The 14,440-nt window shown below is 73.7% G+C and carries 15 protein-coding genes; 12 read left to right on the top strand and 3 right to left on the bottom strand.

Annotated features, from left to right (window positions below; genetic code table 11):
• Positions 1-271: 271 nt before the first annotated feature.
• Together ACFVU9_RS20045 and ACFVU9_RS20040 are read right to left on the bottom strand one after the other, a co-directional pair.
• Positions 272-1,663 carry an amidase gene (locus ACFVU9_RS20045; RefSeq protein WP_387594951.1) on the bottom strand — a complete coding sequence of 464 codons (1,392 nt, stop codon included), beginning with the start codon at positions 1,661-1,663 and terminating at the stop codon, positions 272-274.
• The gene (locus ACFVU9_RS20040; RefSeq protein WP_380437759.1) at positions 1,650-1,859 is read right to left on the bottom strand and encodes a hypothetical protein; all 210 of its coding nucleotides are present in this window, start codon (positions 1,857-1,859) and stop codon (positions 1,650-1,652) included. The genes ACFVU9_RS20045 and ACFVU9_RS20040 overlap by 14 nt, the downstream gene beginning before the upstream one ends.
• A 286-nt stretch (positions 1,860-2,145) precedes the next feature.
• On the opposite strand from ACFVU9_RS20040, the gene ACFVU9_RS20035 reads away from it, so the two are divergent.
• The 3 genes from ACFVU9_RS20035 (at position 2,146) to ACFVU9_RS20025 (ending at position 4,176) form a co-directional block, all read left to right on the top strand.
• Entirely contained in the window at positions 2,146-2,877 is a 732-nt protein-coding gene (locus ACFVU9_RS20035) for a hypothetical protein (RefSeq protein WP_387594948.1), read from the top strand.
• A gap of 206 nt (positions 2,878-3,083) precedes the next feature.
• Positions 3,084-3,398 carry a hypothetical protein gene (locus ACFVU9_RS20030; protein WP_387594945.1) on the top strand — a complete coding sequence of 105 codons (315 nt, stop codon included), beginning with the start codon at positions 3,084-3,086 and terminating at the stop codon, positions 3,396-3,398.
• Between the two features lie 52 nt (positions 3,399-3,450).
• A complete protein-coding gene (locus ACFVU9_RS20025; RefSeq protein ID WP_380492998.1) occupies positions 3,451-4,176 on the top strand; it encodes a hypothetical protein in 726 nt (241 codons plus the stop codon).
• 10 nt (positions 4,177-4,186) lie between these two features.
• On the opposite strand, the gene ACFVU9_RS20020 is transcribed toward ACFVU9_RS20025, so the two are convergent.
• Positions 4,187-5,092, bottom strand: a complete 906-nt coding sequence (locus tag ACFVU9_RS20020) for a LysR family transcriptional regulator (RefSeq protein ID WP_387594942.1) — start codon at positions 5,090-5,092, stop codon at positions 4,187-4,189.
• 461 nt (positions 5,093-5,553) lie between these two features.
• Here ACFVU9_RS20020 and ACFVU9_RS20015 point away from each other — a divergent pair, with 461 nt between their 5' ends.
• The 9 genes from ACFVU9_RS20015 to ACFVU9_RS19975 all read left to right on the top strand — a co-directional run bounded on the left by ACFVU9_RS20015 (position 5,554) and on the right by ACFVU9_RS19975 (position 14,403).
• Positions 5,554-6,204: a DUF4142 domain-containing protein gene (locus ACFVU9_RS20015; RefSeq protein WP_387594939.1), complete on the top strand. Its 651-nt coding sequence runs from the start codon at positions 5,554-5,556 to the stop codon at positions 6,202-6,204.
• Between the two features lie 80 nt (positions 6,205-6,284).
• Complete coding sequence (locus tag ACFVU9_RS20010) at positions 6,285-7,763, top strand: DUF1996 domain-containing protein (RefSeq protein ID WP_387594936.1); 1,479 nt, start codon at positions 6,285-6,287, stop codon at positions 7,761-7,763.
• A complete protein-coding gene (locus tag ACFVU9_RS20005) occupies positions 7,760-8,725 on the top strand; it encodes a hypothetical protein (protein ID WP_387594933.1) in 966 nt (321 codons plus the stop codon). The genes ACFVU9_RS20010 and ACFVU9_RS20005 overlap by 4 nt, the downstream gene beginning before the upstream one ends.
• Complete coding sequence (locus tag ACFVU9_RS20000) at positions 8,722-10,155, top strand: NADH-ubiquinone oxidoreductase-F iron-sulfur binding region domain-containing protein (protein ID WP_380437745.1); 1,434 nt, start codon at positions 8,722-8,724, stop codon at positions 10,153-10,155. The genes ACFVU9_RS20005 and ACFVU9_RS20000 overlap by 4 nt, the downstream gene beginning before the upstream one ends.
• Positions 10,156-10,268: 113 nt before the next feature.
• On the top strand, positions 10,269-11,324 hold the full coding sequence (locus ACFVU9_RS19995) for an SCO0930 family lipoprotein (RefSeq protein ID WP_387594930.1): 1,056 nt from the start codon (positions 10,269-10,271) through the stop codon (positions 11,322-11,324).
• A gap of 44 nt (positions 11,325-11,368) precedes the next feature.
• Complete coding sequence (locus ACFVU9_RS19990) at positions 11,369-11,809, top strand: hypothetical protein (RefSeq protein ID WP_380492984.1); 441 nt, start codon at positions 11,369-11,371, stop codon at positions 11,807-11,809.
• 539 nt (positions 11,810-12,348) lie between these two features.
• Positions 12,349-13,170, top strand: coding sequence for an RNA polymerase sigma factor (locus ACFVU9_RS19985; RefSeq protein ID WP_380437739.1), 822 nt, complete (start codon positions 12,349-12,351; stop codon positions 13,168-13,170).
• A 203-nt stretch (positions 13,171-13,373) separates the two neighbouring features.
• Entirely contained in the window at positions 13,374-14,036 is a 663-nt protein-coding gene (locus ACFVU9_RS19980; RefSeq protein WP_380500297.1) for a hypothetical protein, read from the top strand.
• On the top strand, positions 14,029-14,403 hold the full coding sequence (locus ACFVU9_RS19975; protein WP_380492978.1) for a hypothetical protein: 375 nt from the start codon (positions 14,029-14,031) through the stop codon (positions 14,401-14,403). Before ACFVU9_RS19980 ends, ACFVU9_RS19975 begins: the two co-directional genes overlap by 8 nt.
• The last annotated feature ends 37 nt before the right edge of the window (positions 14,404-14,440 follow it).

The raw sequence follows: 14,440 nt of genomic DNA, 5'->3' as shown, positions 1-14,440 counted from the left end.
GGGGGGGTTTTTGTGTGGGGGGGGGGGGTGGGGGGGGGCCCCCCCCCCCCCGGCCCCCCAACCCCCCCCCCGCGGGGGGGGGGCCGCGCGGGGCCCCCCCCCCGCCGCCCCCCCCCCGTCGCGCTGCCCCTGCCCTGATCCCCCTGGGCCCAAGTGCCCCGCCGCTGAGCGCGCTGTCGCTCGACGCCCAGGGCACCCGTTAAGGCTGAGTCATTGCGTTTAAGGGGTGCCTCGGTGTCGAGCGGAGCTCCGCCCGGTCCGGACGCCGCCCTCAGGACGCCGTGGCGAGCCCCCGGACGGGCTGCGTCTGCTCGTAGGCGTGACCGACGCGCAGGAGCGTGCGCTCCCCGAGGGGCCGGCCGAGCAGTTGCAGGCCGATCGGCAGGCCCTCGGCGTCCTGGCCGGCCGGGACGGTCAGGGCGGGCACCCCGGTGATGTTGGCGGGGGCGGAGAGGCGCACGTAGGCGTCGGAGACGCTCTCGACCGTGCCGTCGGACCAGGTGACCGTCTCCTGGCCGGCTCGCACCGCGGTCGTCGGGACCGTCGGGGCGGCGATCACGTCGACCGTCTCCAGCAGGCCGGCCCATTCCTCCCGCATCATGGTCCGGGCGCGCTGGGCCCGCAGGTAGTCCCCGGCGCTCATCAACTCGCCCGCCTCCAGCAGGATGCGGACGTCGGCCCCGTACAACTCCGGTGCGGTGCGCAGGGTGCGCTCGTGGTAGGCGGCGGCCTCCGGCACCATCAGGCCCCACTGGGTGGCCTGGATGTAGCGGGTCATCGGGATGTCGACCTCGACGAGCCGTGCGCCGAGGCCCTCCAGGTGCTCGACGGCGTGCCGGACGGCGGTCTCCACCTGCGGGTCGACGTGGTCGAAGTAGTAGGTGCGCGGCACGCCGACGCGCAGTCCCGTCAGATCCGTGCCCGTGCCGGGCCGGTAGTCCTCGGCGGGTAGGGGCAGCGAGGCGGGGTCGCGCGGGTCGTGCCCGGCGAGGGCGGTCAGGACCAGGGCCGCGTCCTCGACGGTGCGGGTGATCGGGCCGACGTGGTCCAGCGACCAGGACAGGGACGTGACGCCGTGACGGGGAACGAGACCGTAGGTCGGCTTGAGGCCGACGACCCCGTTGAGCGCGGCGGGCACCCGGATCGACCCGCCGGTGTCGGTCCCCAGGGCGAAGGTCGCCGCGCCCGACGCGACGGCGACGGCGGACCCGCCGCTGGAGCCGCCGGCGACCCGGTCGTGGTCCCGGGCGTTGCGGGTCTGCGGGGTGGTCAGGCCGAACGCGAACTCGTGCGTGTGGGTCTTGCCGACCAGCACCGCGCCGGCCGCCGTCAGCCGGGCGGCGACCGTGCTGTCGGCCGGCGCGCGATGGTCGGTGCGGACCCGGGAGCTGGCCGTGGTGGCCATGCCCGCGACGTCGATCAGGTCCTTGAGCCCCATGGGGATGCCGTGCAACGGCCCCCGGTAGCGGCCCTGCGCCGCTTCGCGTTCGGCCTCGCGCGCCGCCCGGCGCGCCTGCTCGGCGGCGACCGTGACGTAGGCGCCGAGGTCGGGCTCCACCTGCTCGATGCGGTCGAGGACCGAGTCCACCAGCTCGACGGGGGACAGCCGGCGGGACCGGATGGCGTCCGCGGCGGCGGTGAGGGAGAGCTCATACGGCTGCATCGGGCCGCCCTCCTTCCGCGCGGTAGGCGCCTGCCGGCGGGGTGTCCCCGAAGTCCAGCTCCCGGAGGGTCGCGACGACGGAGTGGATGTGGTTCGCGGTGGCCGCGACCGCGGCGTGACGGTCGGCGGGCAGCGGCAGCCCGGCACGATCGGCCCAGCGGGCCGCCTCCGGTGGTGTGAGTTCGGCTGCGGGCATGGCGGACGCTCCTCCTGGCCGGGTGGGGCGGCGAAGCGCTCCCACATCAAAAGCTAATGTTTTGCGTTAGTGACTGTAGACCCTCCCGCCGCCTTAAAGCAAACGCGTTGCGTTTGTCGGACCCTTCCGCTCCGACCGCTGACGGCGGCGGTCCGACGGCCGCCTTGCGAATCCACGGGGCCGGCAGAGCGGCCGGTCACTTTCTGCATACCGAGATAGTGACGATGCGTGACCTCGCCCCGGCCGGGACAGGGGTCTGTCGGAGCCGTCCGGCATCATTCCTGCCATGACACAGGACTACCGCGTGGTGGTGAGCCACGGCCCGGCGGCGGGCGTGCCGGAGCAAGAGGTCGTGGCCGCGTCCGCGCGGGCACTCGGTGAGCTGATCGGCGCGCTGCCGCTCGACGGATCGGTGCGCGTGGAGCGCATCGCGGACTCCGCGCGGTACGCGATCGCCTGCCCGCTGCCAGGCGGCGCGTGTTTCGTCATGCACGACGACGGCCAGGGGCGGTCCGGGGATACCGAGCGCGGCAGCAGCGCCGAGGCGGGCCAGGCTCTCCATGCCTGGGCGGTTCGCGCGAACGCCTGGGAGTGGGCCTTCTCGTGGATGCAGCGGTTCCCCGTCCCGCAGCGCATCCCCATCGCCCACGAGCCGGGTTTCCGGACGGACCTCGCCGGCAGCTGGGACGGAGGCCAATTCCTGGCCGGCTTCTACGACGTCACCTATCTGCACCTCTTCGACCGGGACGGCCGCCACCTGCGCTCGCGGATCGGAGTCGCCGAGGAGGAGGCGGGGCAGGAGGACACGGACGCCGCGATGGCCCGCCTCAGGGAGCTGGTCGACGAACTGCCCGGCCGCCGCTTCGGCGACATCGCCGTCCGTCCGTTCTCCGTCGAACACGGCGGCCACAGCTGGGGGCTGTTCGACAAGACCGAGGCGTACGGCTTCCCGCACGCCGAACTGGAGCCCGACATGCTCGGATTCGGCGCGCCCTGGAACGGACTGTACGACACCTGATAACCGCTCGGCGTGGCCGGCACCGTCCTGGGTGTGACCTTGGGAGGGTAGTGCCGGCGTACCGCCTTCCGGGGGACGGGAAGCGCCGGAGAAGGGCCGTTCGAGTGAGGTCCCACGTCTTCGCGCAGCCGAACGGTGAGACTGGCAGCGCTGGAAGCCGGGGGAGCTCACCGTTCAGGCTCACCGTTCAGAAGGAGACGAGTCCTGTGAAGAACTTCCGAAGGGCGCTGGCCACCGGCGCCGCCGTGGTGGCCCTGTGCATCGGATTCCCGGCCAACGCCCACGCCACGGACGGGACTTTCACGTACATCAGCGACAACCAGGAGCACTACCTGGACAACCCGGGCAACGGCCGGTGCTACGAGCTCGGCGGCGACGTCACCGAGCTGTACAACGACACCGACGCGGAGGCGACCGTGTTCGGCGACGCCGGCTGCCAGGACGCGGTCGACACCGTCGGGCCGGGTGGTGCCAGCGCCGGAGGCGGTGTCGGCTCGGTCCGTTTCACCGCGGCCCGGTAGCCGACGCCGCCCGCGTCGTGGTGCATGATGGCCATGATCACTGGGGGGTGTCATGGCGCTGTTCCCGCCGAAGTGCCCGGTCGGGCCGGACGAGCGGGTCTGGATCGAGGAGTCCATGGCCTGGCTGGCGGCCGAGTTCGGGCGCGGGGTGCTGGAGCGTGCTCCGGTGCTGCCGACCGCCGAGTTCTTCCCGGGGCCGTACGCGGGCTCCGACGCCGACATCCGGGGCCTGATCGCCCAGCTCTGCGGGTACCTGGACGTGGCGCCCAACCGGCTGACGATCGAGATCGAGCCGGACGACGGCGAGGGCGCCATGGTCGCCGGCCTCGGGCTCGCCCACAGGTCGCGCTCGGCCGCCGGGCACTACCGGCGGGAGAACGGGCGGCCGGTGATCGCCGTCGCGCAGCGCCAGGCCGCCCGTCCGGTCGCGCTGGTCGCCACCATCGCGCACGAGCTGGGGCACGTCCGCCTCCTCGACGAGCGGCGCGTCTCCACCGAACGGCGCGACCACGAGCCGCTCACCGACCTGCTGACGGTGCACTTCGGCCTCGGCGTCTTCACGGCCAACTCCGCGTTCGACTTCCGGCAGGGCAAGCAGGGCTGGTCGTCCTCGCGGCTCGGCTACCTGAGCGAGCGGATGCTCGGCTACGCCCTGGCCTGCTACGCCTACCGGCGCGGCGAGAGCAAGCCCGCCTGGGCCCGGCATCTGGACACCAACCCGCGGGCCTACCTCAAGCAGGGCCTCCGCTACCTGCAGCGGAATCCGCCGCGCGTGTGATCGAGGGGGATCACGCCTCCGCGGTCGCCCGAGCAGCGCTGTCCCGCAGGACCAGCAACAGCATCTGCTCGTACGCGGTGAGGGGCCGGGCCAGGGTCGAGCCGGCCGTCACGGTCCGGTGCCCGGGCGCCGGGTGGATCCGCAGTTCGGCCAGGACACCGTGCCGGAGCTCCAGTCGGACGGACCGGCGCGCCACCAGCCCGACCCCCAGGCCGATCCGTACGGCCTCCTTGATGCCCTCGGTGCCCCAGAGGTCCAGCGTCCGGGCGCCGGACAGTTCCCAGGCGTGCAGGAGGTCCGTCAGCTGACGGCGGGTGTCCGAGCCGGCCTCGCGCAGCAGGAACGTTTCGTCCGCCAGGTCGGCGGGCGTGACGTCCCGTCCGGCCAGCGGATGACCGGCCGGGCAGGCGAGCAGCATGTCGTCGTCGGCGAGGCGCTCCGACCGGTAGCGCCCGGGAGGCAGCGGGCCGCCGCTCAGCGCGACGCCGATCCGGCCCTCCTCCAGTGCGGTCGCCAGCCGGTCGGCGCTGTCGACGACGAGGCCGAAGCGCACCTCGGGCGCCCGGTGCCGCAGTTCGAGCAGGACGGACGGCAGGAAGTGCGCGGCGATGGTGCTCGTGCTGCCGATCACCAGCGGGTCCTCCAGCAGGAGTGCCGCGGCCTGGACGGCCGCGACGGCCTGGTCGGCGAGGGCGAGCACCTCCTTGGACTGCGCGAGCAGGACCTCCCCGGCCAACGTTGGGCGGATCTTCGGGCCGGACCGGTCGACCAGCTGGGTGCGCAGGGCTATTTCCAGGTTCTGCACCTGTTTCGAGACGGACGACTGGCTCAGGAACAGGACCTGGCTCGCCGCCGAGAAGCCGCCGCATTCGATGACCTTGGCGAACACCGCCAGTTGATTGAGGTTCAGTCGCACATGGCCTCGCTCGCGTCCGGACGGAAAGGGGGGACACCAGGGCCGGTGCGGCGCCCTGGGGTACCGACCGGTACGGCAATCTACCGCCTCCCGGGCCCCGCGCCACAGTGGCCTTCCGCACATGGTTCGCACATGCTGACGGATTGTCGAACAAGCGTCGGGAATGGCGCTCCGGTGCGGCGTCCCGGCGCGCTCTGGGTAAAGGATGAGCAAAGTCGCGGGACGGATCCCCGGGTTTGGCCTCTTTCCACGGTGACCGGCCCGCAAGCGGCCGGTGGTTCCCGGGAGGTTCCGCGGTGCGGTCGCCGCCGAACCGTCCGCCCGGTGACGGTGAACGGAATCCCGGCGCGATGAGGAAGCCGATGTCATCTTCGAGGAAGAAACGCGAACCCGGAACGGCGGTTTACGGAATACCCGGGGCGACCAGACTTCCGCGGTGGTTCGCCACCCTGCTCGTGATCGTGGCCGTGCTGTTCACGGGCACGGCCCTGGCGGTTCCGATCGTGCGATCGGCGGGCTCGTACCGCACCGCTGCGCGGGCGGACCCGTCCCCGGTCGCGGTGGCGACCCTGCAGACGGCGTCCGGGCCGCTGACACCGCTCGACCGGGACTTCGTCAAACGGGTCCGGCTGGCCGGGCTGTGGGAGATCCCCGCAGGCCGGATGGCCGTCGCCAAGGGCGGCACGCCCGAGGTCAGGACCGCGGGCCAGCACCTGATCGACGGGCACACGGATCTGGACCGGGCCGTGGTGGACGTCGCCAGGACCCTCGGCCTGGGCCTGCCCGACGAGCCCTCCGACCAGCAGAAGGCGTGGCTGAAACAGCTGGACGACGCCCAGGGGCCCGATTTCGACCGGCTGTTCGCGAACATCGTGCGCAACGCCCACGGCCAGGTCTTCGCGGTGGTCGCCCAGGTGCGCGCCGGGACCCAGAATTCCACCGTCCGCGATCTCGCGACCACGGCGAATTCCACCGTGCTCGACCACATGACGGTCCTGGAGAACACCGGGCTGGTGAAATTCGGCGACCTTTCCGGACCGCCGTCCGGCACGTCCGCTCCGAGTCAGGGCCCGAGCCCGGCGCCGAGTTCCGGGCCGGCGACGCAGCACTAGAAACCCTGCCCGGACACCGCGGCAGCACAAGGCTTTCCACGGCCTGCCAGGCAGGCCCGATCCCGTTTCGAGGATGCAACATGAGGATTCACAAACGCGGCAAGGCCAGGCGGAAGGCGTTCGCCCTCCTGCTGGCCGGGATATTGGCGGTCACCGGCGCTTCGGCGCTCGCGGCGGCCGCGTTCGCCGGGCAGCGGCCGTCGCGGTCGCAGGGGGCCGCTGCCCAGCAGGCCGGGGCCCGGCCGGGCACGGTCGCCTGCGCGGACGTCGGCACGGCCCTGGCCTCGGTGCCGGAGAGCGCGCAGCAGGACGTCGACCAGGACCTCGCCGACCTCGACGTCCAGGTGGCAGACGCGTACCGCAGCCTCGCCGAGCCGGGCTCCGGCGGCGGTGAGCAGCAGGTCATGGGTGAGCTGGCCGGGAAGCGGACGGCGACCCTGCGCAAGCTCGTCGCGAGCGCGGGCCCGGACTCCGGCCTGCCCGAGGACGTCTCCGGACTGGCGACCTGCGCGATCCGCCGCGACCTCGTGGTCGATTCCTCCGCCCAGGACTACGCCCCCGACGGCGGGAGCGGCGACGGCGGGCAGAACGGCGCGGCCGGACAGAACGGCGTCACCGGGCAGAACGGTGCCACCGGACAGAACGGCGCGGCCGGGCCGAAGAACCTGTCGAGCGGCGGACGGTCCGCCCTGGGGCGCGGTTTCGTCGACATCAGGACCGTCACCCCGAACACCGCCAGGCCCACCCGCACCGGGCCGGCCACCGGCACCTTCACCTCGCAGTGCGGGCTCAACGAGAACCGCCACCTCAACCCCGACAACGTGATCGTGGCCCCCGGGGTCAGCAACGGCGCCCACCACATGCACGACTACGTCGGGAACCTCGTCACGGACGCGTTCTCCACCAACGGCAGGCTCGCCAACGCCGGCACCACCTGCTCCAACGGGGACCAGTCGGCCTACTACTGGCCGGTGTTGCGGGTCCTCGACGGTCAGGCGGAGAAGGACGCGAGGGCGCCGGGCGGCGGGAAGGACCGCAACGTCGGACGCATCCTCCAGCCCGCCGAGGTCGGGATCACGTACGACTCCGCCGCCGGGAACAGGGTCCAGCCGATGACCCGCTTCCTGCGGATCATCACCGGCGACGCCAAGGCGCTCACCAACGGCCCGGCCAACGCCCACGCCTCGTGGAGCTGCACCGGCTTCGAGGACCGCCAGCTCGCCGACAAGTACCCGATCTGCCCGGACGGCAGCCGGGTCGTCCGGACCCTGAAGTTCCCCGACTGCTGGGACGGCCGGAACACCGACAGCGCCAACCACCGCACCCACACCGCCTTTTCGCGGGCGGACGGTAGCTGCCCGCGGAACTTCCGGGCGATCCCCCGGCTGACCCAGCGCATCGCCTACGACGTGCCGACCGGCGTGCGCTTCGCCGTGGACACCTTCCCCGAGCAGCTCCACAACCCGATCACGGACCACGGGGACTTCATCAACGTGATGTCCCGGGACCTGCTGGACCAGATGGCGACCTGCATCAACGAGGGGCGTCGCTGCGGATGACCCACACCAGCCCGGAGGGCTCAGCAATGTCGACGGAGGACGGCCGCCTGGCCTGGCACTCGGCCGCCGGACCGGCGCCGGTGGGCCGGCCGCGCCGGGCGGGGCACGCGGGCCGCTCGGGCCACGCGAGCCGCACGGGCCGCGCCGACCGGACGCGCCAGGCGCGCCGCGCCGCCGTCGGGGAGCGGACGCCGGACGGGACCGCCGAAGGCCGGCCCGAGCCCGGTGGCCCGGTCACACACCGGGCGTGGCGGTTCCTCCCGCTGCTGGCGGTGGGGCTCGGCCTGACGGCCGTGATGGTGAACGGCGCGCTGCAGGCGTTCCTCGGCGTGGCCGCCGGGGTCATCACCCTGGTGTCCTTCACCTCCGCCGTCCTGTGGGGGCTCACGGCGACGGACCGGCTGCTGCTGTACCCGGTCCACCGGCTGGCCGCCCAGACGATCCACCGGGCGATGGGCGTTGCCGGCGTCGTGTTCCTCGTCCTGCACGTGTGGATGAACCTGATCCAGGACCGGATCGGCGCGCTCGCGGCCTTCGTCCCGTTCGCCGACCCGCACCGGCCGGTGGTCCTGGGCCTGGGGGCCCTGGCCGGCTACCTGCTGCTGGCCGTCGCCCTCGCCGGGGCCGCCCGCGGGCTGCTGGCCAGGACCGGTGCGGCGCGCCGGTGGCGGATCGTCCACATGTGCGCCTACCCGGCGTGGGGTGCCGCGCTCTACCACGGACTGCACGCGGGCCGGCTGCCCGCCTCGTGGGTCTCCGTCCTCTACGGCGTGGCCGTGGTGGGCGTGATCATCGCCCTCGGGCTGCGGCTGGTCTTCCGGGACGGCGGCAGCAAGCGCAGGCCCGGCGCACCCGTCCGTCCGCTCGGTCCCCTTCGTCCGGGCGGCCCCGGCCGGACGGAGGGGGCGGCGGGCCGACCGCAGGGCGGCGTCGGCACCGGACGGCGGTGGCGGGACGGATGAGCGGCGCACCGATCGCCTGGCTCGGCCGGCCGGTCCTGTTCGCGGGCCTGGAGCGGGACGAGCGCCTGGACCACCGCGCCCACCTGGTCGTCCACGGCGGCATGCCCGTGCTGCCGGCCGACGAGCTGGCCGACCTCGCCGAGAACGTCGACCTGCGCGGACGGGGCGGGGCCGGCTTCCCGTTCGCCCGCAAGCTCCGGGCCGTCGTCAAGGCCGCCGCCCGCCGCCGCACCCGTCCGGTCGTGGTCGTCAACGGCACGGAAGGAGAACCGAGTTGCCTGAAGGACGCCGCGCTCCTGCTGCGCACGCCCCACCTCGTCCTGGACGGGGCGCTGCTGGCGGCCGAGGCCCTGGACGCGGAGCAGGTGACGGTCGGCGTCACCCGGGCCGACACCGAGCAGTCGCTGCGCAGGGCGCTGGCCGAGCGGCGGACCACCCGGCTGCCGGTCTCCGTCGCCCGGCTCCCCGAGCGGTTCGTCTCGGGCGAGGGGAGCGCGCTGGCCCGCGGCATCACCAGCGGGATCGCCCTCCCGCGCGGCGGCGGCGTCCGGACCAGCGACAGCGGCGTCAGGGGAGTGCCGACCCTGCTGTCCAACGCCGAGACCTACGCGCAGCTCGCGGTCGCGGCCCGCCTCGGGGCGCTGCCGTACCGCGAGGTCGGCACGCCGTCGGAGCCCGGGACGGTCCTGCTGACCCTCGCCGGCTCCCGGGTGGTGGAGACGCCCACCGGCGTCCCGCTCGGCGAGCTGCTCGCGATGTTCGGCCTGGACGTCGGGCAGGGCGTCCTGACCGGCGGTTACCACGGCACGTGGCTGACCCCGGTGGCCGCCGCCGCGGCCGAGGTGTCGCGCGAGTCGCTCCGGAGCCTCGGCGGGGCCCTGGGCGCCGGCGCGATCCTGCCGCTGCCGCACACGACCTGCCCGCTGGGCGAGGCGCTCCGGGTCGCCCGCTGGCTGGCCGACGAGACGGCCGGCCAGTGCGGGCCGTGCTACCTCGGGCTGCCCGCGCTGGTCAGAGCACTGGAGGAGGTGGTGCGGGGCGGCCGGGCCGCCCTGGACGCGGTCGAGACCCGGATGCGGGCGGTCACCGGACGGGGGGCGTGCAGTCACCCCGACGCCGCCTCCCGGTTCGTGGCCTCGGCCCTGGAGGTCTTCGACGAGGACCTCCAACTGCACACACACCGGTACGGCTGCGGCCGCCCCGTCCAGGGTGTGCTCCCGATGCCGGCCGTGGAGAGCGCCGGAAGCATCGTCGTGGACTGGACGCTCTGCGAGGCCCACGGGCTGTGCACGAGCGTCCTGCCCGAGGTCATCAGCCTGGAGGCGGACGGATTCCCCGCTGCCGGCGTGATGCCCGTCCCGCCGCAGTTGCTGCAGCAGGCGGCCAGGGCGGTCGACCGGTGTCCCGCGCTGGCGCTGCGGATCCAGTGAGCCGCCGCCGGGCCCGAGGCCCGCGTGCGCCTCCGCCACTCCCGGACCCATGCGCTCCGGGCTCGCAATTCCCCGAAACACCAGGCTCCACCGATGGAAAGGCAAGGAATACCTTGACGACGACAACGAAGCGGTACGGCCTGGTGGCGCTCTGCCTCCTCCTGGCCGGCCTCGTGCTCATGGCGGCCTTCGGGAACGGCAGCGGCAACGCCTACCCGTCCGCCGGGCCCACCGACCCCGGGCAGCTGGCCGGTGCGACGGCGCCGGCTCCGGCCGGGGCCTACGGCTCCTACGGCGACTACGGGGCGTCCGCCTCCGCCTCGCCCTCGTCGGCCGGCAGCGGCTCGCCCGGCGGGCAGTTGGCCGTCCGGGTGGACGAGAAGCTGGGCTCCGTCCTGACGGACGGCCAGGGCTTCACGCTCTACCGGTTCGACAAGGACTCGGCCAGGCCGCCGATGTCGAACTGCTCCGGGGGGTGTGCCACCACCTGGCCGCCCGTCATCAAGGACGGGAGCACCATGGCCGGCACCGGCATCGACTCGGCCAAGCTGGGTGAGATCGTCCGGGCCGACGGCACGCACCAGCTGACGGTCGGCGGCTGGCCGGCCTACCGCTACGCGCAGGACACCGCGCCCGGCGACACCAAGGGCGAGGGCGTGGGCGGCACGTGGCACGCCCTGGCGCCGGACGGGTCGAAGGCCACCGGCGCGGGTGCCCAGGCGCCCCCGTCGGCGACGGCCACGGCCACGACGGCGCCCACCGCCACCGCCGCCCCGATGCCGCAGCCGACCCAGCAGCCCCCGGCCGGACTGCAGCTCTCGATCTTCGCCCACCCCCAGCTCGGCCCGATCATGGTGGACGCCAACGGCCGCACCCTGTACCACTTCGGGAAGGACACCGCCTGGCCCATGCGCTCCAACTGCGAGGGTGACTGCCTGAAGACGTGGATGCCCGCGGCGCCCGTGGACCCGGCCAAGATCCAGGGTGTGGACCCGAAGCTCGTCGGCAAGATGCAGCGCCCGGACGGCACCTGGCAGCTGAGCATCAACTGCACGCCCGCGTACGTCTACTCGGGCGACAAGGGCTACGGCGACGCCCTCGGCAACGGCATGGCCGGGGGCCTCTGGACGGCCATCAACCCGCAGGGCAAGCCGGCGACGGGCAAGTGAGGATCCCGGGCGTCGCCCTCGGGCCGGCCGGGAACAGCCGGCGCGTGCGCACCGCGCTCCAGTGGGCCGCGCTGATCCTCCTGCTCGCACTCGGGTCCGTCGAACTCCTCTGGGGCAACGGCGGGTTGGCCGGAGCCGCGCAGACGGTGCCGTCGGCGCCGACGGCCGGCCCCGGCGGGAACTCCGTGGAGGCCCTGGCCCGGCGGATCGGCTGCACGGCCGAGATCACCACCGACGCGGCGGACCTGCGCCAGGGCCTGTGCACCTCCGGTGACGAGGAGATCTGGATCGCCACCTTCCCGACGCCGCGCGCCAAGGACGCCTGGATCGAGGAGGCCAAGGCGTACGGGGGTTCGTACCTCGTGGGCGACGCGTGGGTGGTCGTGCTGTCCGACACCACCGCGGACCTCCTGCACGGGCTGCTCGGCGGTACGGTCGTCGACGGCGCCGACCACACCGGGCACGCACACACGGGAGGTGGGTGACCGGCGACAACAGCGAACGACAGGGCGAGGGTTCCCACCGGTGTCGGGCCGGTGGGGGCCCTCGCCCCGTTGTTCACCGGTTCGACACGTGTGCCAAGTCGAAGTCGGCGCAGGACAACTGGCACAGTGTCATGAATCCGTCGGGGCAGGCCCGTTCACTCATGCGAATGCCGTATGACCTTTTCTGTTATCCGTGGCCGCCGCGCTTGACGAGACCTCGCCACGGTGCCGGCGAGCGCCACCGCGCGTCATCGGGGCGGCTCCGGCGCCACCCCGGGCGCGTCCGTCGCCCCGCACACGGATTTCCCCCATTCGGATCCGGAATCACCGGGCGCGCGGAGGTTTTCGGACAGTTGCCCGGAAACCCGTGGGACTGGTGTGCTGTGGCCCTTCCCGCCACACCGTCCCGACGGCCCCGGCACCGGACCGCCGTCGCGTCCTTCGTCCGGGCGGTTCCCCCGTGCGGGCCCCTGCTGCCGCCACACCGGCCGGGCCCGCGGAATCCCCGCCGGACGAAGGCCACAGCCGAGGAGGACCAGGTGACCCTGCTGACCAGCACCCGCGAACCGGGACTGAGCGACCTGAGCGACGCCGAACTCGCGGAGGTGCTCACCGCGCCGGCCCCGGCCGGCGGTTCGCGCATCAGGGAAGTCATGGCCGAGGTGTTCACCCGGCACCACGGCGCCGTGCTCGCCTACGCCCGCCGCTTCTGCCGCGACCAGCAGACGGCCCAGGACCTCGCCGCCGAGGCCTACGCCAGCACCTACCAGTCCGTGGCCCGCGGCCGCGGCCCGCGCCACGCCTGGCGCCCCTACCTCCAGGCCTGCGTCCGGCGCACCGCCATGGAGTGGAGCGCCCAGACCCGGGACCGCATCGTCCTGGCCGCCGACTTCCACACGTGGGCGGAGTGCCTGGCCGACGAGGCCGGGACCGACGACGCGCTGCTCGCGGCCGAGGAGACGGCCCTGATAGCCGGCGCCTACCGCGCCCTGCCCGAGCGGTGGCAGGTGCTGCTGTGGTTCTTCGTCGTGGAGGGCGAGTCGGCCGCCACCGTCGCCCAGCGGATGAGCATGACCCCGAGCGGTGTGCGCTCCCTCGCGGCCCGCGCCCGCGCGGGACTGCGCGAGGCCTACCTGAGCGCGCACGAGGGCGAGGGGGCCGGGAAGGAGTGCCGGTACTTCACGTCGGTGCTGACCGGCGACGCCCGCCGGCCGGGCCGCCGCCGGGGCCGCGAGCTGGCCCGCCACCTGCGCGAGTGCCCCGGCTGCGGACGGGTCGCCGAACAGTTCCGCCGCGCCAACTCCAGCCTCGGGACGTCGACCCTGGTGCCGCTCCGGGCCGTGCCGGTGAGCGCGCGCTGAGCCCGGTGCAGGCACGTCGCCGCCAGGAGGCCCGAGGAGGCCGGCGGCACCCCCGGGGCCCGCAAAAGGAGTGTGAGGCCACTCGCCGCGCGTGTTGTACTTGGCGCATGGGGGGTGACGACGGCCGGATGCGCTTGCGGGTGACGAGCCATCCCGTCGCCGCTCCCGGAACCCGGCTCAGCCGGATCCTGAGCGCCGGTCCGATGCTCCGCAACACGTGCGTGTACCCGCCCGACCACCAGGTCGGGTACCTGAACGCGAGCCGCGCCGATCTGCTCCGGCTCGGCGCCCTGTTCCGCGTCGCCGCGACGAGTCCGCACAGCGCGGTGCACGTCCCGGTCCCGCCGGATGCCCGACCGATGACCTTCGGGGACCGCGACACCCGTCCGCTGCCGGTGCTCCTGGCTCGTGATGACACCGAACTGCGGCCCTCCGACTGGCCCGATCTACGGCGCCGGATGCGTCGCGCCCCGGTGCCCTTGAGCGTGACCGCCCCGGCGGCGCGACCTCCCGACCGCCCCGACGACGTCCGCCGCCGGGCCGATCGTCACCCCGCCCGCTTCACCGAGCACGCCGCGACGATCGTCATCACCGCCCGTGCGGAACTCCTGTTCTGGATGGGCGACTGGCTCACCGCCGTCGGCGACCGCGTGGCCCGGGACAGCCGCGTCCACCAGCACGGCGAGAGCCTCCTCGGCGACATGGTCGGCTTCTTCGACCCCGAGGGCACGAACCGGCCCATGCACGCGTTCTGCGTGGTCGCCGTCGAGCCGATCTTCCACCGGGCCCGCTGGCGGGAGCAGGCGACCCACGGAAGTGACCGCGGCGAACCCGTCGGCGGTGGGCGACAATCGTCGGGTGACTGAAGCCGGCGTCGTCCACGTCTTCCTCTCCCGCGGTCGGTTCCCGTCGTTCGAGGACATCCGCGACCACGTCGACCCGGAGTGGTCGGAGAACGGGGGCGCGACGCCGTCCGCCTTCATGGCGGAGGCCGGCATCGCCGAGCTCGAACCGATGTGCGTCGAAGCCGTTCACGCCCGGGACGAGGGCCACTGCGCGCCCGTCGTGCCCGAGGTGCTCCTGCGCGGGGCCTCGTACGCCGACCAGTGGCTGTCACAGGTGGAGTCCACCGAGCCGGCCGACGCCGCGATCTGCGTCTTCGCCCCCAACGTCGTCACCACCCCGCACGGCACCGCTCTGCACTACCTCGGCCGGTTCACGTACCGGGCCTGAACACCTCCCGGGCGCGCTGTCGCTCTGGTGCACCAGA

It is taken from the genome of Kitasatospora sp. NPDC057936, assembly GCF_042887525.1.
Lineage (GTDB): Bacteria > Actinomycetota > Actinomycetes > Streptomycetales > Streptomycetaceae > Kitasatospora.
Note: the sequence above shows the minus strand (reverse complement) of the source record. Positions and strands in the feature narration are given on the sequence as shown.